The sequence below is a fragment of the Aestuariibaculum marinum genome (assembly GCF_014596975.1).
GTDB classification, from domain to species: Bacteria; Bacteroidota; Bacteroidia; order Flavobacteriales; family Flavobacteriaceae; genus Aestuariibaculum; species Aestuariibaculum marinum.
On the sequence record NZ_JACVXD010000001.1, the window covers coordinates 804,038 to 825,127 of the forward strand.

Genomic DNA, 21,090 nt, shown 5'->3' on the forward strand with positions numbered 1-21,090 from the left:
TGTACTTTTGAATCTATATAGAAAAGTATGCAGTTTAAACACCCCGAACTTCTTTACGCTTTATTTTTACTGCTCATCCCTATTATTATTCATTTATTTCAACTTCGAAAGTTTCAAAAAGTTGAATTTACTAATGTGGCCTTTTTAAAACGTGTTACCATTGAAACCCGTAAAAGTTCACAAATAAAAAAATGGCTGGTATTACTTACCCGGCTTTTGCTTTTAGCCTGTATTGTGTTGGCTTTTGCCCAACCATTTACTTCAAACTACGATAATTTTAAAACGAAAAAAGAAACTGTTATTTATTTAGATAACTCATTTAGCATGCAAGCTAAAGGTAGTAATGGTGAACTTTTAAAGCGCGCCGTTCAGGATGTGATTAGCAATGTTCCTGAAGATGAAACCATATCCATTTTAACCAACGATAATACGTTTAGAAATACAACGATTAAAACCGTTAAAAACGATTTACTAAAGCTAAGTTACAGCGCAAATAGTTTAACCCCGGATGCGGCTTTACTAAAAAGTAAAACCTTATTTAGCAAACAAAACGATGTGTTAAAAAATCTGGTTTTTATTTCTGATTTTCAGCAAAACGAATCTACTTTCAGTCCTGAATCGGATAGTTTAACCAATATCCATCTGGTGAAATTAAACCCGGTGAATACTAATAATATAGCAATTGACAGTGCTTACATCTCGGAAAGCAGCGCTACTGCAATTTCATTAAAGGTGACTTTATCAAATAGTGGTGACACTATTGACAACTTACCGATTTCTTTATTTAATGATGACAAATTGATAGCGAAAACTTCGGTTGCGATTAATGACAAAGCTGAAACTACATTTTCACTTCCCGTAAATGAAATTGTAAATGGTAAACTAACCATTGATGATGCCAGTTTGCAATTCGACAATACGCTATACTTCAACATTAATGAAACCGATAAAATTAAAGTTCTGGCAATTAATTCAGGAGACGACAATTTTTTAAAACGCATCTATACCGAAGATGAATTTACTTACACTTCAGTTTTAGAAAATCAACTGAATTATAACGACATTGAGCAACAACAACTCATTGTTTTAAATGAAATAAAAGACATTCCCAATGCTTTGGTAGCGGCTTTAAAATCATTCACTAACCAGGGTGGGGCTTTATTAATTATCCCATCAGAAGAAGCCAACCTAAATTCTTACAACGCTTTATTGGTTAATTACGGATCTCAGTTTAATTCAGAAATTAAATCTGAAAAAAGCATAACCTCCATAAACTATGCGCATCCTCTATATAATAATGGCGTTTTCGAGAAACAGGTGAATAATTTTCAATATCCTAAAACAGAACGTTTTTTTGATATCTCATTAAATAATGGATCGGCGGCTCTTCAATTTGAAGATGGCAAACCGTTTCTTCTTCAAAACAAAACAGCTTATATATTTACTTCGGCTCTAAATAGTGATATCTCGAATTTTAAAAATTCACCACTCATTGTTCCAACCTTGTATAATATTGGAAAATTCAGTTTACAACTTCCAAAAATCTATTACACCATTGGGCAAGAAAATACGTTTGATGTAGCAACCACTCTTCAACAAGATGCGATTTTATCTTTAGTAAAGAACGATATTAACATCATTCCAAGACAGCAATATTTTAACTCGAAGGTCACAATCAGCACCTCCGAAACACCAGAGACAGCAAATATTTATGGGGTTATGAATAAAAAAGAGTTATTGAAAAATGTAAGCTACAACTACGATCGAAATGAAAGTAACCTGACTTACATGCCCTTAACCCCATCAACTAACATAACGGTAAGCGATTCGATTACAGAAATATTCGATAGCATAAAAAGTGACACAAAAGTTAATGCCTTATGGAAATGGTTTGTTATTTTTGCACTAGCATTTTTGATTATCGAAATGGGCATCTTAAAATACTTTAAATGAACATACTTATAAAATCTGCCACCATTATAGATCCTCGAAGTGAGTTTCACAATACAACTCAGGATATATTAGTTGAAAATGGTGTCATTACCAAGATTGAAAGTAACCTTACAAATCCCGGAAATTACCAAGAAATAGCGCTAGAGAACCTTCATATTTCACAAGGTTGGTTTGATAGTAGCGTGTGTTTTGGCGAGCCTGGTTTTGAAGAGCGCGATACCATTGAAAACGGACTAAAAACAGCTGCGGCTTCAGGGTTTACCTCGGTAGCCATGAACGCCAACACCCATCCCGTAATAGACTGTAATGCCGACATTACTTTTGCAAAAGCAAAAGGTGCAAACCACGCTACAGCCTTATTACCAGTTGGTGCGTTAACGGTAGAAAGTAAAGGTGTGGATCTTGCTGAATTATACGATATGAACACGGCCGGAGCCGTAGCATTTTACGATTATAAAAAATCGATTGCTAATCCGAACTTAATGAAAATTGCTTTGCAGTATGCATCGAATTTCAACGGATTAGTTCTTTCGTTCCCTCAGGAAGACAAAGTTGTTGGTCAGGGAGTGATGAACGAGCATGTAACAAGTACACGATTAGGTTTAAAAGGAATTCCAGCTTTAGCTGAAGAACTACACATAGCTCGCGATCTATTTTTATTGGAATACACAGGCGGAAAATTACATATTCCTACTATTTCCACTAAAAAATCGGTGGAATTGATTCGTGATGCAAAAGCCAAAGGTTTAGATGTTACTTGTAGTGTGGCTATACATAACCTATATTTTACCGATGATTCATTAATCGACTTCAATACAAACTTTAAAGTATTGCCGCCTCTTCGTACACAAACCGATATTGATGCCCTTAAAACAGGACTAAAAGACGGAACGATTGATATGGTAACCAGCGATCACAACCCTCTAGATGTAGAACATAAAAAAGTAGAGTTTGATCACGCTGCTTACGGAACCATTGGTTTAGAATCAGCTTTTGGTGCATTACAAACCTTATTTGGTACAGAGCAAACAATTAAACTGTTAACACAAGGGAAAGACCGATTTGGTGTGTCTGAAAGTTCAATTTCAGTTGGAAACACGTTAGATGTAACCTTATTCAACCCAAATACCGAATATGTGTTTTCTAAATCAAATATAGTTTCAAAATCAGCAAATGCCATTTTTGAAAACGAAAATTTAAAAGGACAGGTTTATGGTATTATCGCCAATAACATTATCGCTTTAAAATAATAAGACTATGGATAGCACAACTATACAAAACGGAAAAACAATGGCAATTATCAGTCATATAACATTCGTTGGATTAATTATCGCCATTATTATGAATGCTGATAAAAAAAATGCGTTTACGGCATTCTACAACCGACAAATGTTAGGACTTATCATTATGCTGTTTATTGCACAAATCACAGATAAATACCTTAACGGTACACTTGGATATGTTTTCTGGCTGATCTCTGCTGTATCTTGGTTATATTCATTTATTCATATCTTACAAGGTAAGGTAAAATTATTACCTTATGTTGGAGAGAAGTTCCAGGAATGGTTTGCTAACATAGGTAATTAATATGACGAATACAGACCTTTCTTTATACCATATTACCAGACCTTCGACTCTAAAAGCCAATGCGCCATTACTAATTATGATGCATGGTTATGGTAGTGATGAAAACGATTTATTTTCTTTTGCTTCTGAATTGCCAGAGGAATTATTTATCATATCAGTAAAAGCGCCTTACGAATTACAACCTTACGGCAATGCCTGGTATGCTATTAATTTTGATGCAGAAAAAGGAAAATGGAACGATAACGTGCAAGCCGCACAATCGAGAGATTTAATCGCAAAATTTATAGATGAAGCTATTGAAGCTTATCCAGTTGATAAAAACAATGTAACGCTTTTAGGTTTCAGTCAAGGGAGTATTTTAAGTTATGCCGTAGCGCTAACCTATCCTGAAAAAATAAAAAATATTATTGCCTTAAGTGGATATATAAACCAAGATATCTTACCGAAATCAATAAATGAAACCGATTATTCAAATCTGAACTTCTACTGCTCTCATGGTAGTGTCGATCAGGTAATTCCTGTGGAATGGGCTCGACAAACACCTTCATTCTTAAATGCTTTAAACATTAAGCATAAATATTCAGAGTTTCCAGTTGGACATGGTGTCGCACCACAAAACTTTTTTGAATTTAAAGACTGGTTAAAAGACCGTATATAATACAAATAAAAAATCCAGCATAATGCTGGATTTTTTTATATCATAAAGTTCCTAAATACTTATTCGTTTATTACTAAACGGAACCCTTCACCATGAATATTTAGAATTTCTACTTTTTCGTCTTGCTTTAAATACTTACGCAACTTCGCAATATACACATCCATACTTCGAGAAGTAAAATAATTATCGTCTCTCCAAATTTTTGTTAACGCCAACTCACGAGGCATTAAATCGTTTTCATGTAAGGCTAACAAACGTAATAATTCGTTTTCTTTTGGAGATAATTTAACCGGATCTCCTCCATTATAGCGTAAGAAACGTAATTTAGAATTTAAATCGAATTTTCCGATTTTAAACTCAAATTGTTTACTATCAGAAATGGTTTCTGTAGCTTTACGTTGCATAATAGCTTTAATCTTCATTAAAAGCACTTCGCTATCAAAAGGTTTATTTAAATAGTCGTCTGCTCCTACTTTATACCCTTTTAAAACGTCTTCCTTCATGGTTTTAGCTGTTAAGAATACAATAGGAACATCGTCATTCTTTTCTCGTATTTCTTTAGCTAATGTAAACCCATCTTTGTAAGGCATCATTACATCTAAAATACATAAATCGAAATCGTCTTTTTTGAACTTTTCGAAGCCTTCCATACCATTTTTAGCATGAGTGACATCGTAGTCATTCATCATTAAATAATCTTTCAGAACAGTTCCGAAATTGGGATCGTCTTCTACTAGTAATATTTTTTTCTTTTGCTCTTCCATATTTATGATATTAGCGGAAGCTTAATGGTAAATGTGCTTCCCTTGTCTTTTTCACTTTCTACAGAAACATAACCTTGATGGTCTTCTACAATACGTTTCACATAAGCTAAACCTAACCCGTGACCTTTAACATTATGTATGTTTCCGGTGTGTTCTCTATAAAACTTTTCGAACACGCGCTTCACTGCAGCTTTACTCATTCCGCTACCGTGATCTTTTATTTTCAATAAAATGTTGGTGCCCACATTTTCAGTGTACACCTCAATTTCTGGTGCTTCTGGAGAATACTTAACGGCATTATCCAGCATATTAACAATAACATTAGTAAAGTGTGACTCATTGGCTAACACCGACGTTTGTTCGGCGTTTAAAAAGGTTTTAATATAGCCTTTTCTATCCTCTACAATTAACTCTACATGGGTAATAGCATCTTCTATTAAATCATGTAAATTTAATCTTTCTTTACTAATATTCAGTTCATTTTTTTCTAGTTTAGATATTCTTAGCACATTTTCTACCTGTGCATGCATACGTTTGTTCTCTTCTTTAATCATGCCCAGATAACGTACTACTTTCTCTTTATCTTCAATAATCTTTGGGTTTCTAATGGCATCTAAAGCCAAGTTTATCGTCGCAATTGGTGTTTTAAACTCATGCGTCATATTATTGATGAAATCGGATTTTATTTCTGATATTTTACGTTGTTTGATTAACTGATACAAAGCACCTCCGTAAGTAATCATAATAATTAACGTAAAGAGAAAAGATAATAAAATCATCCACAAAATAGAAGATAAGATAAATTCCTTATCATTCGTAAAATTTACAAGAAGTTTATAAGGGGTCTGCTTATTCTCATCTGTAAAAACGGGAATTGAATAATTTGAATCTTTATCATACTCAAACCCATCACTTTCAACCTTTGTTCTTAAATCGTTAGCAAAAATGGCAAACTCAAAATCAAGATTAATACCGTCTTTAGCAAAAGTACTTTTTAATAAATCTCTTATTTCATTTTCAGAAACTCTTTGATGAATGGGTGCCGTTTTCCTTAATGCTTTAAACGCATTCTCAAACGCACTACGCTGTGCTTGTGATATTGTACCACTACTAATTATTCTAGTTATTGGACTTTCGCCCAAATCTCTATCGGTTAGATCTTCATTTTTATAGACCTCTGTAGATGAAGTTCCAATGATACTTTTAATACCAATACTATCTAAACCAATGTCAAAGAGCGTCGATGTTAACTTATAATTTTCTTCTAAAACACTGCTTGTAAAAATAAGTGTCTCTTTGGTATTATTATTTTGCTGATAAATTAACAACTGAGATACCGTAGCAGAATCCGCCTTTTTTTCAGTATCTAAGTTTTGATATTCATTGTAATATTTGTCTACCTCTCTCTTCCCTAGCTCATTAGATACGTAATTTAAATCTGCATTAACAGTCGCTCTAAAGCGTGCCTTTTCTGTTTTTAAGGATCCGTTAATATAGTAGACCTGAACGAAAATAATACCTACTAAAGACAGGGTCATTAAAAGGATTAACAGGACAAATGTTCTCTTGCTCATTATTCAAATTTAACATTTTAACATTTAGCAGAATTGGTTTTAACCTTACATTAACAAAAATGTTAAAATTATAAGGTTTTCACAATTTGCTCATGTATTCTCTCAACTTGCTCTTTAGTTTCTTCTAAATTTACATTATTCACTACAAAATCTGATAACGCAATTTTATCTTCATCACTCCATTGATTCTTTATAATGGCCTGAATTTTTTCTTCTGTTGTATCATCTCGTTTCAGTAAACGTTGAATACGCAAGTCCATTGGTGCGGTTACGGTAATCACCAAATCGCACTGCTTATTTCCGTCGTTTTCAAACAAAATAGCTACCTCTTTTATAACATAAGGTGCGTTTTGTTTTAACTTCCAGGCCTCAAAATGTTTACCAACTTCGGGGTGTACAATGGCATTCATTTTTTGAAGGTAGGTTTTATCATTAAAAATGATATTGGCTATAAATGGTTTATTTAATTCGCCATCTACATACACTTCCTTTCCAAACAATTCAATTAGTTCAGTTTTAATAACACTGGAAGTCAACATCAGTTCTTTAGCTTCAATATCCGCAATATATACTGGAATACCCAAAGCTTCAAATTGTTTGGCTACAGTTGTTTTACCACTACCAATACCGCCTGTAAGTCCGACTACCATCATTTTGTTATTATAAACTCTATCCGTTTCTGATTAATCTTTACATTTTTCACCTTTTCAGGGTACTCTGCTACTTCTGGCACTAAAAAATACTGATTATTTACTGTTTTACTAAAGTCGCAAACCACTTTAAAATCTTTCGCTGTAATCGCATTAAAATCACTTAAACTTACGTAGTACGTCACATTAACTTCCTTTGGAAAATACTTTAACATTACATTTTCTGGTACATTAATAAGCTGTACAGGTATTTTTAAAATGCCCTCTGTGAATTTATCAACTTTAGCATTTAAAACCGTTTGCACAGCGGAAAACTTTAAATCCTTATGCTTTTGATTTTGCTGCGGTAACTTTAATCTTACGGTTTTCAACACATCGGTTCGCACTTCCTTTAAAGCTAAAGATTCTGTTTCGATATGGTGAATTTTAGACACTTTAACTTCGGGTCCAATAACTGTAATGGAATCTGGTTTTAAATTAAATGCCGAAGCTCGGTCATAACCTGGGCTGAATTTAATATCGGACTGCAATACAATAGGCACTTTTTTTACCATATTTTCATCAAACTGAAAAAATAGCGTATCCGGAGAGATGTTCAACACCTTTACCTGACTACTAAACTGCGTGTTTTGTAAATAAGCAGACGTTTTATGCCAAATAAAAAGTGAATCCTTTTTATAGACGTCCTTATTAAAATCAACCCTAATTTCAGGTTTCGAAAAATAATACTTCAACCACTTAAACCCATGGGTTTTTAATGTAACATCTAAACTAAGTGAATCGTTTAAAATTACATCTTCATCTGGCACATTAATCTTTTTGATATTAAACGTCAAAGTATTGGTATACTCCTTGGATAATTTATTAAATAGTAAAATAAGAAAAGCCGATAACAAGAACAAAACAAACACATTTAGCCTTTTACTTTTAACTGAAGCTAATATTTTTGATTTTAGTGCTTTTAGCATACTTATTTAAAAAATAATTTAGGAAACTGAGATTCCGGATTTCTCTTTAATACACTTACTACCCAAGTCGATTTTAAAAAGCCATAACCATAGCCAAAAAACTGCACAGAAATAGCAATTAAACTCAATACGGATACGACTATACTTTTTGTTGATATTAAAGCCGTAATAAATGCTATACTAAAATACAACACATAAAGTTTAAAAAAAGCATCTACTTGAAATAAAAGTAATATTATACTTAATAAAAACCCTAGACTGAACACGGTAGGAAACCAATACATTAGTTTTTTGGTTTGAGGGTGCCATACATTTAGAATGGGACGAACCATTCCGAATTTATTCACCTGAATATAAAACTTTCTCCATGAAATCCTGCGTTTGTGATAAACATAGGCTTCAGGAATCAATTTGGTTTTATAACCTAAATTCCACAGACGGATGGATAAATCCGGGTCTTCGCCAGGGTGAATATATCCAAAGCCTTTTGAAGCTTCAAAAGCTTGTTTAGAAATCCCCATATTGAAACTTCGCGGCTCAAACGTATCGACACTTTTTTTATTACCTCTAATGCCTCCTGTGGTGATAAATGAGGTCATAGAAAAATTTATCGCTTTTTGTAGATTAGTAAACGACTCATGTGCCGCATCGGGGCCACCAAAACAATCGACATAGTTTTCTGTTAAGCTTTTTTCTACTTCATTTAAATATTGCGGTGGTAAAATACAATCGGAATCTAAAATGATAAAATAGTTCCCTTTGGCTTTGTGCATCCCGTAATTACGGGAATCTCCTGGACCAGAATTCTTTTTAAAAAAATAAGAGATATTCAGCTTACCTTTAAAGCTATCCACAACGGCTTTAGAAGTGATAGACGAACCGTCTTCTACAATTACAATTTCGAATGGAGTTTTTGTGTTTAAATTTTCGAAACTTTGTAAAAGTTCCTGCGTCTCATCGGGACGATTATAGACAGGTATGATAAATGAAAACTGTAATTGCATCAATAGTTGTGTTTTGCGTTAGGGATTAAGGTATTGTTGGAGCTCCTCTTGGAGAGCGACTACCGAAAGCCCGACCACGCCTTAGCGTGGTAACGCCCATATTATTTTTAACAAATGTAACTAATCCTAACAAAAAAGCCACCCTAAATAAGGTGGCTCTTGATATATAAGAAATCTATTTTATTCTTCTCCTACAAAGGTGCTCATAACCGCATCACTTACACCCATGTTACTGAAACCTCCATCGTTGTAAAGGTTTTGTAAGGTTACACGTTTTGTAAGGTCACTAAATAAGGTTACTGCATAGTTTGCACAGTCTAATGCTGTTGCGTTACCAAGTGGCGACATTTTATCGGCGTAAGCAATAAATCCGTCGAATCCTTTAACCCCACTACCAGCAGTAGTTGGCGTTGGCGACTGAGAAATGGTGTTTACACGTACTTTTTTATCGCGACCAAAGAAATATCCAAAGCTACGAGCAATACTTTCTAAGTACGCTTTATTATCGGCCATATCGTTATAATCTGGGAATACACGTTGTGCAGCCATATAACTTAACGCCACAATACTACCCCACTCGTTCATAGCGTCTGCTTTGTAAAGTGTTTGCATTACTTTGTGAAAAGACATGGCAGAAACATCGGTTCCTTTTTGTGTCCAGTCGTAGTTTTGATTTGTATAGTGGTTACCTTTACGTACGTTAATTGACATTCCTATAGAGTGAAGAACGAAATCGATTTTTCCGCCTAAAATCTCCATAGATTGCTCTACCAACTTTTGTAAGTCTTCAACCGAAGTTGCATCGGCAGGAATTACTTGAGAACCAGTTTTTTCAGCTAACTCGTTAATTTGTCCCATACGCATAGCTACAGGGGCATTAGTTAAAACGAATTGTCCACCTTCTTCATGAACACGTTCTGCAGTTTTCCATGCAATCGAATTTGAGTCTAATGCTCCAAAAATGATTCCTTTTTTTCCTTTTAATAAATTATAAGACATTTTCTTGGTTATTATATTGTTTTCTTTTTTTCTATTTGGTGGACAAAGATACTAATTAATTCAATAATTCTTTGGCATGTGCAATAGCAGATGAAGACATTTCTACACCGCCTAACATTTGTGCGATTTCTACAATACGTTCGTCGTGATTTAACTTTACTAAATTAGAGTGTGTTACTTCGTCTTTATCTTCTTTATACACTTTAAAATGTGAGTGTCCTTTGGCAGCCACCTGTGGTAAATGCGTAATGGCAAATACCTGCATAGACTTACTCATTTCCAGCATAATATCTCCCATTTTATTTGAAATCTCTCCTGAAACTCCAGTATCAATTTCATCGAACATGATGGTTGGTAACTGAATGTATTTTGCCAACACCGATTTAATAGCCAGCATAATTCTGGATAACTCTCCGCCTGATGCTGCCTTTTTCAATTCGTTATAATTTCCACCTTTATTTGCAGAAAATAAAAATGATAAATTGTCTTTTCCGTTGGCTAAATACTCCTTTTGAAGGCTCACTTCGATATTAAACTGCGCATTAGGCATCCCTAAACCAACCAAAATGGATTCTAACTGCGCTTTTAATTCTGGTATAACTTTAGAGCGGTTATCGTGTATGGTTTTAGCAATACCATTTAAGGTTTTAGCTTGCTCTTCAATTTCCTTCTGCTTATTTTGAATAGTTTCGTCTAAGTTCTCGGTAACCGAAACTTTTTCTTCTAATTGATTTTTAATTTCAATAAGCTCAGCAACGGTTTCCACAACATGCTTTTGCATTAAATTATGAAGCAAACGCAATTTGGCATCGACTACTTCCAGTCGGTTTGGATCTGCTTCTAAGGAATCCTGAAGTTCATCAACCTCTCTGTAAACATCATCTAATTCAATTAAGCTACTATTTACTCTATTAAATAAATCGTCATATTTTGAAGCATAGGAACTTAATTTTTGAAGTGTATTTTTTAAAGCCGTTAAGGTTGAAATCGCTCCTATTTGTTCATCGGTAAGTAACTGATATGCCTCTCCTAGTTTGTCTTTTATGCTTTCTACATTATTCAGGCTTTCATACTCTTCTTCCAATGCTTCCAACTCTCCATCTATTAAATTAGCTTCAACCAGCTCATTCAACAAAAAGCTATTGTAATCGTGTTCTTTTATAGCATCGGCCTGAAATTCTAAAAGCGATTTTAGTTCCTTTTTTAAGGTTTTGTAGACTTTTAATTCTGAAGTATACTGTTGAAGGATTTCTTCATTATTCGCTAAAGCATCAATCACCTGAAACTGAAATTCATCAGTTGTTAACGCCATAGTTTGGTGTTGCGAATGGATATCGATTAAGCGTTCGCCTAACAACTGCAAACTACTTAGATTTACTGGAGAATCATTTACAAAGGCTCTGGATTTCCCTGATGGTAAAATCTCACGACGAATAATAGTCTGCTCATCGTAATCAAAATCTTCAGACTCAAAAAGCGCTTTTAAATTATAATTTGAAATATTGAAAACCGCTTCAATAACGCATTTTGTTGACGTGTCTTTCAAACTGCTTAAATCGGCACGCTTCCCAAGAATTAATGATAAACCTCCTAAAAGTATGGATTTACCGGCACCGGTTTCACCTGTGATAATTGAAAAACCATCGTTAAAATTAACGTTTAATTGATCGATTAATGCGTAATTTTTTATTGAAAGTGATGTTAGCAAAACTTTTAAATAAGATTAAAATTATGAAATTAAAGATAATGAAATGCCAATAACTAGCGCAGCATTAAAACTTAATATTTTGCCACTTACTATTGTAGGTTGGGGCCACTTTTTGAAGGGTCTCTTTAACACTGGCAATATTTACATTGGGGCCGTCGCTAAAAATTTGTTCAATCTCATCGGCCTTTGCATCGAAAAATGTACGTAGTAAAAACGAATTTGGTCGGCGTGAATTCATAGCTCTGAACTTAGTTAAACTCGTAGCTATTTCCCCTTTACCTGACTTCGCATCATCACTCATAACATCTAAACCTTGTCTATGGTAATCATACATGACCTGACGGTATTCTTTGAAAGTAGGTGATAAAACATTATCGATTAATGCAAATCGACTTTGTAAACCATCTTCAACCTTCCAACCTTTGTAGTTCTCCTGTTGAGAATAGTTGGTAATAATTTGAGCTTGTTTGAAATAAGGATCACCTCCGTTTTCAGCAAAAGAATCGGCATCTAAACCTAAAACCATATACACGTGAAACGCAATTACAGACACTAAGTTAGATTGATACTGTGTAGGATTAAAAATAAGATTTTGATATTCTAAATATCGAAAGTTAAAATCCTTGTCGTTAAAATTATAAATAGGTGTACTAAACGAAGACCCGTAAACCGGTCTGGACGATTGCACCTGTAATGATGCTTGAAATGACTCACCACTATAGTTCGTTACATTAACAATAAAACTACAATCAATACGCTCCTGTAAAGCAAAAGTTTTATCGGTCCACTTAGTATTGTTGATAAACTCATTAAGCTGCTTTTCTAAGGTCTTAAAAATAGGAAAGTTCTCGTTTCCGGTTTGCTGGGCGTTAACTACCACATTACAATTTAATTCCTGGGCAAAACCAAAAATACTTAAACTGAATAATAAAACGACTAGAATGTTACGCATTAATTTGTTCTAAAATTTTATTTATCAAATCCTTAGCAACGTCTGCTTTAGATTTTAACTGATGTACATCAATATTATTTTCATCATCAATAAAGGTTACTTTATTTGTATCGCCTTTAAAACCGGCGCCTTTATCGTTTAACGAATTTAAAACAATTAAATTTAAATTCTTTCTTTTTAGCTTGTCTTTTGCATTATCCAATTCGTTATTGGTTTCTAAAGCAAAGCCTACTAAAAACTGATGAGATTTAGCTGTTCCTAAAGACGCTAAGATATCCTGAGTTTTTTCTAACTCTAAAGTTAACGTTGCATCGCTCTTTTTTATTTTCTGCGAAGCAACTTCTTTTGGTTTATAATCGGCCACAGCTGCGGAACATATGGCCACATCAACACTTGCATAATATTCGTGAACTGCATTGTACATATCCTGTGCACTTACAACCGGAATAACGTGAATTAAACTATGTGTCACAGATTGACTGGTTGGTCCTGAAACTAAAATCACCTCTGCCCCCAGGTTTGCTGCAGCTTTAGCAATTTCGAAGCCCATTTTTCCACTGGAATGATTCCCTATAAAACGCACGGGATCGATAGCTTCATAGGTAGGGCCAGCAGTAATTAAAACTTTCTTTCCTCGAAGTGGCAACTTATCAAGGATATCATTTTCAATAAAAGTTACAATATCTTCCGGTTCTGCCATACGGCCTTCGCCTACCAACCCGCTGGCTAATTCGCCGCTCGTAGCAGGAATCATGATATTGCCATACGATTTCAGGACTTTAAAAGAACGTAAGGTACTTTCATGTTTGTACATATCTAAGTCCATAGCAGGCGCAAAATACACCGGACATTTAGCTGATAAATAAACGGCTAATAATAGATTATCACAAACACCATTGGCCATTTTAGACATGGTATTAGCTGTTGCGGGCGCCACAATAAAAAGATCGGCCCAAAGCCCTAAATCGACATGATTGGTCCAAACCGCATTGTCATCATCTTCATGAGTGAACGATGAATGTACCGGATGTTTTGAAAGTGTAGATAAGGTTAACGGGGTAATAAACTCTTTTGAAGCGGGTGTCATAACAACCTTTACGTTCGCACCAGACTTAATAAATAACCTTACTAATGAAGCTGTTTTGTAAGCGGCAATACCACCACTAATTCCTAATAGTATGTTCTTGCCGCTTAATATTGACATTTTAAAAACGTTTACTGATTATCTTCCTCAGTGTTTCTAAAATAAACTTTATCTGTTAACCATTCTTGAACAGCTAAAGCATGAGGTTTAGGTAATTTTTCGTAAAATTTAGACACCTCAATTTGCTCTTTGTTTTCAAAGATTTCTTCTAAGCTATCGTTGTAAGTAGCGAACTCTTCTAACTTATCGATAAGCTCTTTTTTAATCTCTGTGTTAATCTGCTCAGCACGTCTTGCAATGATAGAAATTGACTCATAAATATTGCCTGTTGGCTCGTCAATTTGGTTTCTGTCGTACGTAATGGTATTAACAGGAGCTGTGGTTTTCTTTAAATCCATCGTCTTTATATTTAACTTTTATGCTATAACTTTTTTATCTCTTCGTCTATTACACCTCCAATTTCGTTAACTTCTTCAATATGTTCTGAAGAGGCATACGATTGCTTAAAGGATTCACAATATTCTTTTGCCTGCTCTAATCGAGGCTTTTTTAACGGAATTAAAGTTCCTCTTTTATAATCGAAACTATTTACCGCCAATTTGTATGCTGAATCCAATCTGTAAAACAGCGCTTCCTCTCTTAAAGATGATCCAGGAAAATCAATTACAAAGTTATCGAATGACTTTATAGATGCTTCGAAATCTGAAATTGTATTGTATTGCTTTGCAATTTCAAACGCTTTCTTTTCTAACTTAAAGTCTAATTCATTAACCAATTCGTTAGCTGCCGATAAATACTCCGACTTTGGAAACTGGTTAATAAACCCTTGTAACTTATCTATCGCCTCTTTAGTTTCCGTTTGGTCTTTAGAATAAATTGGCGATCTCATGTAATAACTTTTTGCTGCTAAAAAAGAGGTTTCCTCTAACTTCTCACTCTTAGGATAACTTGTTGCAAAACGCTCTAACTGATAACCAGCTGTATAATAATCTCCTATTTCGTATAACGACTTAGAATACAAATACATTAGCTTTTCGGCCTGAGGTTTCCCTCTATAACTGGCAATAAGCGGCTCGAACAATCGGTTTGCCTTGGCGTATTTACCTTCGTTATAAAGTTCTTCTCCCATTTTATACTTTGCAGCAATATCTTCAGACTTTAAGGTTTTCTGATATTCGCTACAAGAGTTTAAAACTGTGATTGTTAATACTAAATAAAGAAATCTTTTCATTTGTTGTTATTACCTGTTTCTATTATCAATTGTAATATGCATAACATAAACATATTTAATTTATTGTAAATATGCACATTTCATTGCTTTAAAACAAGATGCAAAATTAAGTTAATAATATGGATTTTAAAAATATTATTTCACGCTAAAATACTTGAAGGATTATAGGAACCGTAAGGATTAAGTAATATTTAACTTTTATGAGGTTCGATAGCATCGAAAAGATCGTAGTCCAGAATTAAAGTTCCTTCAGGATTAAAATTCTGCGCCTTAACAAACTTGAAGTCAACCTGAGCTTCTTTTAAAACATAAGAGTGAATTTTATGCACTTCCTGATTAAAGGATTCGTCGTAATAACTCATCATGATAATTAACTCGCCATGAAGTTTTTTAATGGCTTCATTGGAATAACCCGATAACGGACTTTCTTCATCCAATTCATGAACAACAGTCCAGGTTGTTGGTAAATAATCGATGGCATCACGTTCCAGATTCAGCAAATAAAAATTATTCTGATATTCTCCGGAATCATTGGGCTGCGACAGCATTAAAGTTACTGATATTTTTGGCTGAATCATTACTGATTTCCTATCGTTAACCAACCTAAACATAACGGCGCGATGTTCTTTAAAGTCTCTTAAAATAAGATGCTCGCTAAACCTGACTGCCGATCGTGGTTTAGAAAATCGGCCGTAAATTAAACCGGTAACAAAGGCAAACAACATTAAGCCGAGAAAAGATTCAATAGACGCTACCATACCACTTAACCAGCCCTGTGGCGCTAAGGCTCCATACCCAACTGTAGTAAAGGTTTGAGTACTAAAGAAAAAAGCATTAAAAAAATCCTGAACCACACTACCCGACAACGCCGTGATTTCTTCAATACCAATTAACAGATAAATTAACGCAAATACAGCATTAATTATGAAGCCTACCAAAAATGAAAGACCAAAAAAATAAAACCACGAAATATTTACTAAAAAGTGATAAGCTTCGGTAAATTTTCGTGGTTTATTCTGATATTTTAAATTAAAAGACCCATCAGGTTTAAGCATTCGCTTAGCGTACTGCGCAGAGGCATTCCCTACTCCCGGATCTTTTATTTTATTTATCACATTAAAAGTTTGCTACAAACGATTTAATTTTTGCTTTTAACTCATTAGATGCAGGCACTAATGGTAATCTAACCGTATCTTGACAAAGTCCTAAAGCTTCGAAAACACCTTTAATTCCCGCTGGATTGTTTTCTTCAAATATATACCCAATCACATCTATTAATTTGAAATAGATTTTATGTGCATCTTTAGCATTTCCGGACAATCCTAAACGAATCATCTCTGAAAATTCTTTAGGGAACCCTTGACCAATTACTGAGATTACACCAGCACCTCCAGCTAAAACAACTCCTAAAGCTAAGTCATCATCACCAGAAATAATGGCAAAATCTTCAGGGCTATCCTTTAATAGGTCTAAATACTGAGCCACATTATTTCCTGCTTCCTTCACCCCAACTACATTAGCAAAATCGTTTGCTAAACGCAAAGTTGTCGATACTTCCATATTTTTAGCAGTACGGCCTGGTACATTGTATAATATAATATCCACCGGACAAGCCTCTGAAATAGCTTTGAAGTGTTGATAAATACCTTCTTGTGTTGGTTTACTATAATAAGGGACTACCGATAAAACAGCATCCATTTGACTTAAATCGGTTGATTTTATTTCTTCTACAACTAGAGCCGTATTGTTACCTCCAATACCTAAAACCATAGGTACGCGACCATTGTTTGCTTTAACTACAGTTTCAACAACTTCCTTTTTCTCCTGCTTTGTTAAGGTAACAACTTCTCCTGTTGTTCCGCAAATTACAAGATACTCAACTCCATTTTCTATATTGAAATTTACAATATTAGTCAAAGCCTCATGGTCCACACTTAAATCTGATTTAAAAGGTGTAACCAAAGCAACTCCAGTTCCTAGAAACTTACTATTCATTTTTAATTTTATTTAATATAGTTAAGTATTTAAAAAGTTCGTTTTTAAATACATCAAATTCATTCAATTTGGTTTTAATAATTAAATCGTTTAAACGCTCATCTTCTTCCAAAACACCAATTTTAAATTTCGCTTTAGACAAGGCGGTCAGTAATTTTAATTCTAAAACATCTTTGCTGTAATAACTTATTAAAGCATCAAACTCTGTTTTTAAAAAAGCTTTCAATTCTGAATTATTTATAGAACCTTTCCAACCTAAATCTTTAACATTATAACACACATCCCAAGCACTTTGCAAATCTATTTCTCGTTCAGAAAAAGCAATTATTTTTACTCTATTAGGAAGTGCTTTTATTAGGTCGGCTAACTTTTTAAATTGTTCAAAGTTTTCCGTTTCATCATAATTAAAGATAACGCCTAAACTTTCTATTTCACTATCATCAACAGTTCCCTGTCGTTCAGCTAACACTTTGTTTAAGTACTTTTTATTAGATTTTTCTTTAAAACCCTTTAAAATCATTTATCTTTATAATTTGCGCAAAGGTAACAAAACTAGATTCAAAAAATCTACTAAAAATATGAGGTTTACATTTTTAATTTATTTGTTATATATATCACTTTTTACCAATTGTAAACAACCTGAATATCACCTAACAAAAATTGAAGGCAAGCAAATTGGAGTTACAGACAGCTTAAAAGCAATCTCTGAAATAGACAGTTTTATTCAACCCTATCGTGCCCATCTTAAGAAGGACATGGATAGCGTTCTAGCTTATTCCGTGGGCACCTATTCTAGAGATGATGGCGAATTTAATACCGCCATAGGAAATTTTATGGTCGATGCAGTTCATGAGCAAGCGAACCCTATTTTTAAACGCCGCACCGGACATGATATAGATATGGTTTTATTTACCTACGGGACAGTACGCACCATAATCTCTAAAGGTGATATTACCATTAGAACGGTTTATGAACTCATGCCTTTTGAAAACAACATTGTTGTAGTCGCATTAAAACAACCGCAAATAGATAGCATGTTGCAGTATTTGTGTAAAACAAAAAAAGCAAATCCGTTTTCAAAACTAAAATTAACAATTGATAAAAATTACGATTTAGTAAATGCAACTATCAGCGGCAAACCTATAGACAACAACAAAACCTACTATGTAGCAACCCATGATTACCTCTATAATGGCGGAGATAACATGACCTTTTTTCAACCAAACGACAGCCTTTACAAGCTTAATTACAAAGTTAGAAATGCTTTAATAGACTACCTGAAAAAAGCAGATACTATTAATCCCGTTATGGATGACCGCTACATTCAAATTCCCCGAAAATAAACACTATGAAACGACGAGATTTTATTCAGCAGGCTTCTGCTACAACAGCATTAATTTCATTAGGTGGTATCGGGCTACATTCGTTTTCTAACAAACCTAGTGCCAAGCAAATCACCATACTTCATACCAACGACGTGCATAGCCATATCGATCCGTTTGGTCCAGATGATGGTAAATACCCGAATATGGGCGGTGTAGCCAGACGTGCTAGTTTAATAGAATCCATACGACGAGAAAACCCAAATACACTTCTTCTTGATGCTGGTGATATTTTTCAAGGCACTCCTTATTTTAACTATTACGGAGGTGAATTAGAATTCAAACTAATGAGCATGCTCAAATATGATGCTGCAACATTAGGAAATCATGACTTCGATGCCGGAATTGACGGTTTATATGCGCAGCTACCTCATGCTAAATTTGATTTCATTTGTTCTAATTACGATTTTTCAAATACCATAATGGACACTCATACTAAACCCTATAAGGTATTCACTGTAGATGGAATTAAAATTGGAATTTTCGGATTAGGAATTAAATTAAAAGGATTGGTTGACAGCGACAATTACAAAGAGACCACCTACCTAGACCCTATTGAAACTGCACAGGAAATGACGCGTATTTTAAAAACCGAAAACGCATGCGATTTAATTATATGCCTGTCTCATTTAGGGTACCATTACAAAAAGGAACCTAATAAATTATGTGATTTAAAAGTGGCAAGCCTAACCAAAGACATCGATTTAATTATTGGCGGCCACACCCATACGTTTTTACCCAAACCAACAGTAGTTAAAAACAGTGAAGAAAAAAGCATGCTTGTTAATCAGGTGGGATGGCACGGCATCAACTTAGGAAGAATTGATTTTTATTTTGATTCAGACAAAAACAAGTCAGCCAACGGAACTTCAATTATAGTTTAAGCCAGAACATTATTAGTATTTATTTCCTTTGAATCCTGAATTTGCATCTTATCTGAAATCGCATATTTAAACAAGAAATACAAAGCCGAAGCATACAAAATACGCTCTACAGCAACAAAACCTAAATGATAAAAATAATAGAGGTTTACATAGTTTAACACAACAGAAACAAACAAACTGCCCACTCCTATTAAAAACCAGACAGACACTTTTGTTTGCGTATTTAAATACACCCCAAACGATATCAACCCCAAAACCACAAGGCTTAAACTTTTCACAGCAAATAGTTGTACTTCCGTAGCGCTATTTAATACCACATTCAGTATTGAATAAATCTGAAACAAAAAGAACATGATGATACAAAACACACCTACTAAATAAGACCCCACCAAAGCACGAATTTCTGATACTTTAAATTTAGGCAAAATCATAATCAACAAATACATAAACCCCAAAAAGTAAAAAACGCTTGAAGCTTTGGTGAGCATATTTTCTGAAAAGAAGAGATTTGAAGCATCTCCTAAAAAAGAAAACAACAAATAGGCTATAAAACTAAATTGTAAAGACTTGTATTTGAAAAAATATGCTACCGAAAATAACGGCACATATAACAATAAACTATACGTTACAAGAGAAGCATTTGAGGTTAAAGCTGCAATAAAACTTACAGCAACAAGCAACCACAAAGCTAATACAAAGACTCTATCGTCTGTATTGGCGATCCAGTTTTTCATGGTAATTTCATAAGTAGGTTAATCAAACTTAATAAAATTTTACGTTTCACACGAAAAAACAAACCGTTAATCGATGAAATACCATGTTTTTAAAAATGAGGTTGATTAAATTTCCTGTGACACCATCTCTATTCCTTCATTTTTTTCATCTAACAGTTTAGACTGCTTGTAGAAGAAATAAAAGCCAACAAGATATAAAGTTGTCGACAGCAAATTCAGTAAGTTACGCTCAGCAATATAGGTATAAGCCACCCACATGACCTCAGCAAAAACAACACAAAGAACACCTATAAACAAATACAAGGCTTTTACGTTGTCTTTATAAAAATACCCAAGAAGCGCTACAGAGAGAAGTGATAAAAGCACGATATTATAAATCAACTCTACATAATATTCATCTGTTGTAACCACAAAAGGTTTAACTATATTTTGCAATACATACACAATATACACACTCAAAACAGACAACACCACTAAGTGGATATAAAAATTCTTCACTAAAAACCTTATTTTAATTGACTTACAAATTTCGATAAGCAAACAGACGTACGACATAATGTACAAAGCATTTCCAAAATAATAGTCAATATGCTTATAAACGTCAAAACTCTCAAAAAACACCAATATATCTGAAACTGAAAACAATACTAAAAACAGCGTAAAAAACAACGACTTATCTTTCACTTTAATAAAGTAAATAAGTGTGATAACTGGTAGAATTAACGAACTGGAATAATAAGCCAAATCATCATGCCCCGTAAACTGAAACAGTACAAATAATATGTAAATTAATATAACCAAACCCTCTATTATTTTCGATTTAAGCATAATAGCAATCTAATTCTTAAGGGCAAATATAAACAAATAATGTAATTAAACGGTAAAAAAGTGCTTTTTATCGAT

The 21,090-nt window shown here is 34.0% G+C and carries 22 protein-coding genes; 6 read left to right on the forward strand and 16 right to left on the reverse strand.

Going from position 1 to position 21,090, the window contains the following annotated elements:
• Positions 1-27 precede the first annotated feature (27 nt).
• From ICJ85_RS03600 to ICJ85_RS03615, 4 genes are read left to right on the forward strand one after another with little or no spacing between them, the layout of a single operon-like run.
• Positions 28-1,953, forward strand: coding sequence for a BatA domain-containing protein (locus ICJ85_RS03600; protein WP_188222396.1), 1,926 nt, complete (start codon positions 28-30; stop codon positions 1,951-1,953).
• Positions 1,950-3,203, forward strand: a complete 1,254-nt coding sequence (locus ICJ85_RS03605; RefSeq protein WP_188222397.1) for a dihydroorotase — start codon at positions 1,950-1,952, stop codon at positions 3,201-3,203. The genes ICJ85_RS03600 and ICJ85_RS03605 overlap by 4 nt, the downstream gene beginning before the upstream one ends.
• 7 nt (positions 3,204-3,210) lie before the next feature.
• Positions 3,211-3,540: a hypothetical protein gene (locus tag ICJ85_RS03610; protein ID WP_188222398.1), complete on the forward strand. Its 330-nt coding sequence runs from the start codon at positions 3,211-3,213 to the stop codon at positions 3,538-3,540.
• Position 3,541: 1 nt separating this feature from the next.
• Positions 3,542-4,198: an alpha/beta hydrolase gene (locus ICJ85_RS03615; RefSeq protein WP_188222399.1), complete on the forward strand. Its 657-nt coding sequence runs from the start codon at positions 3,542-3,544 to the stop codon at positions 4,196-4,198.
• Between the two features lie 59 nt (positions 4,199-4,257).
• On the opposite strand, the gene ICJ85_RS03620 is transcribed toward ICJ85_RS03615, so the two are convergent.
• The 14 genes from ICJ85_RS03620 to ICJ85_RS03685 all read right to left on the reverse strand — a co-directional run bounded on the left by ICJ85_RS03620 (position 4,258) and on the right by ICJ85_RS03685 (position 17,707).
• Positions 4,258-4,962: a response regulator transcription factor gene (locus tag ICJ85_RS03620; RefSeq protein ID WP_188222400.1), complete on the reverse strand. Its 705-nt coding sequence runs from the start codon at positions 4,960-4,962 to the stop codon at positions 4,258-4,260.
• Between the two features lie 2 nt (positions 4,963-4,964).
• The gene (locus ICJ85_RS03625; RefSeq protein WP_188222401.1) at positions 4,965-6,536 is read right to left on the reverse strand and encodes a sensor histidine kinase; all 1,572 of its coding nucleotides are present in this window, start codon (positions 6,534-6,536) and stop codon (positions 4,965-4,967) included.
• Positions 6,537-6,604: 68 nt separating this feature from the next.
• Positions 6,605-7,189 (reverse strand): dephospho-CoA kinase, encoded by a 585-nt coding sequence (gene coaE, locus ICJ85_RS03630; protein ID WP_188222402.1) that lies wholly within the window; start codon positions 7,187-7,189, stop codon positions 6,605-6,607.
• Positions 7,186-8,154 (reverse strand): YbbR-like domain-containing protein, encoded by a 969-nt coding sequence (locus ICJ85_RS03635; RefSeq protein ID WP_188222403.1) that lies wholly within the window; start codon positions 8,152-8,154, stop codon positions 7,186-7,188. The genes coaE and ICJ85_RS03635 overlap by 4 nt, the downstream gene beginning before the upstream one ends.
• Positions 8,155-8,156: 2 nt before the next feature.
• Positions 8,157-9,158 carry a glycosyltransferase gene (locus ICJ85_RS03640; RefSeq protein ID WP_188222404.1) on the reverse strand — a complete coding sequence of 334 codons (1,002 nt, stop codon included), beginning with the start codon at positions 9,156-9,158 and terminating at the stop codon, positions 8,157-8,159.
• 180 nt (positions 9,159-9,338) lie between these two features.
• Positions 9,339-10,157 carry an enoyl-ACP reductase FabI gene (locus ICJ85_RS03645; protein ID WP_188222405.1) on the reverse strand — a complete coding sequence of 273 codons (819 nt, stop codon included), beginning with the start codon at positions 10,155-10,157 and terminating at the stop codon, positions 9,339-9,341.
• A gap of 55 nt (positions 10,158-10,212) precedes the next feature.
• Entirely contained in the window at positions 10,213-11,865 is a 1,653-nt protein-coding gene (recN, locus tag ICJ85_RS03650; RefSeq protein ID WP_188222406.1) for a DNA repair protein RecN, read from the reverse strand.
• A 64-nt stretch (positions 11,866-11,929) separates the two neighbouring features.
• Positions 11,930-12,817 carry a type IX secretion system protein PorD gene (gene porD, locus ICJ85_RS03655; protein WP_188222407.1) on the reverse strand — a complete coding sequence of 296 codons (888 nt, stop codon included), beginning with the start codon at positions 12,815-12,817 and terminating at the stop codon, positions 11,930-11,932.
• The gene (coaBC, locus tag ICJ85_RS03660) at positions 12,810-14,021 is read right to left on the reverse strand and encodes a bifunctional phosphopantothenoylcysteine decarboxylase/phosphopantothenate--cysteine ligase CoaBC (protein WP_188222408.1); all 1,212 of its coding nucleotides are present in this window, start codon (positions 14,019-14,021) and stop codon (positions 12,810-12,812) included. The genes porD and coaBC overlap by 8 nt, the downstream gene beginning before the upstream one ends.
• 11 nt (positions 14,022-14,032) lie before the next feature.
• Complete coding sequence (locus ICJ85_RS03665; RefSeq protein ID WP_188222409.1) at positions 14,033-14,359, reverse strand: DNA-directed RNA polymerase subunit omega; 327 nt, start codon at positions 14,357-14,359, stop codon at positions 14,033-14,035.
• Between the two features lie 23 nt (positions 14,360-14,382).
• The gene (locus ICJ85_RS03670) at positions 14,383-15,192 is read right to left on the reverse strand and encodes an outer membrane protein assembly factor BamD (protein ID WP_188222410.1); all 810 of its coding nucleotides are present in this window, start codon (positions 15,190-15,192) and stop codon (positions 14,383-14,385) included.
• Between the two features lie 191 nt (positions 15,193-15,383).
• Positions 15,384-16,307, reverse strand: coding sequence for an ion channel (locus ICJ85_RS03675; RefSeq protein ID WP_188222411.1), 924 nt, complete (start codon positions 16,305-16,307; stop codon positions 15,384-15,386).
• Between the two features lies 1 nt (position 16,308).
• Positions 16,309-17,187: a 4-hydroxy-tetrahydrodipicolinate synthase gene (gene dapA, locus ICJ85_RS03680; RefSeq protein ID WP_188222412.1), complete on the reverse strand. Its 879-nt coding sequence runs from the start codon at positions 17,185-17,187 to the stop codon at positions 16,309-16,311.
• Positions 17,180-17,707, reverse strand: coding sequence for a DUF6913 domain-containing protein (locus ICJ85_RS03685; RefSeq protein ID WP_188222413.1), 528 nt, complete (start codon positions 17,705-17,707; stop codon positions 17,180-17,182). Before ICJ85_RS03685 ends, dapA begins: the two co-directional genes overlap by 8 nt.
• Positions 17,708-17,765: 58 nt before the next feature.
• Between ICJ85_RS03685 and ICJ85_RS03690 the strand changes: the two genes are divergently transcribed.
• Complete coding sequence (locus tag ICJ85_RS03690; RefSeq protein ID WP_188222414.1) at positions 17,766-18,530, forward strand: 5'-nucleotidase C-terminal domain-containing protein; 765 nt, start codon at positions 17,766-17,768, stop codon at positions 18,528-18,530.
• 5 nt (positions 18,531-18,535) lie between these two features.
• Positions 18,536-19,453 (forward strand): bifunctional metallophosphatase/5'-nucleotidase, encoded by a 918-nt coding sequence (locus ICJ85_RS03695; protein WP_188222415.1) that lies wholly within the window; start codon positions 18,536-18,538, stop codon positions 19,451-19,453.
• On the opposite strand, the gene ICJ85_RS03700 is transcribed toward ICJ85_RS03695, so the two are convergent.
• A complete protein-coding gene (locus ICJ85_RS03700; RefSeq protein ID WP_188222416.1) occupies positions 19,450-20,187 on the reverse strand; it encodes a hypothetical protein in 738 nt (245 codons plus the stop codon). The genes ICJ85_RS03695 and ICJ85_RS03700 overlap by 4 nt on opposite strands.
• A gap of 105 nt (positions 20,188-20,292) precedes the next feature.
• Positions 20,293-21,015: a hypothetical protein gene (locus ICJ85_RS03705; protein WP_188222417.1), complete on the reverse strand. Its 723-nt coding sequence runs from the start codon at positions 21,013-21,015 to the stop codon at positions 20,293-20,295.
• Positions 21,016-21,090 lie beyond the last annotated feature (75 nt).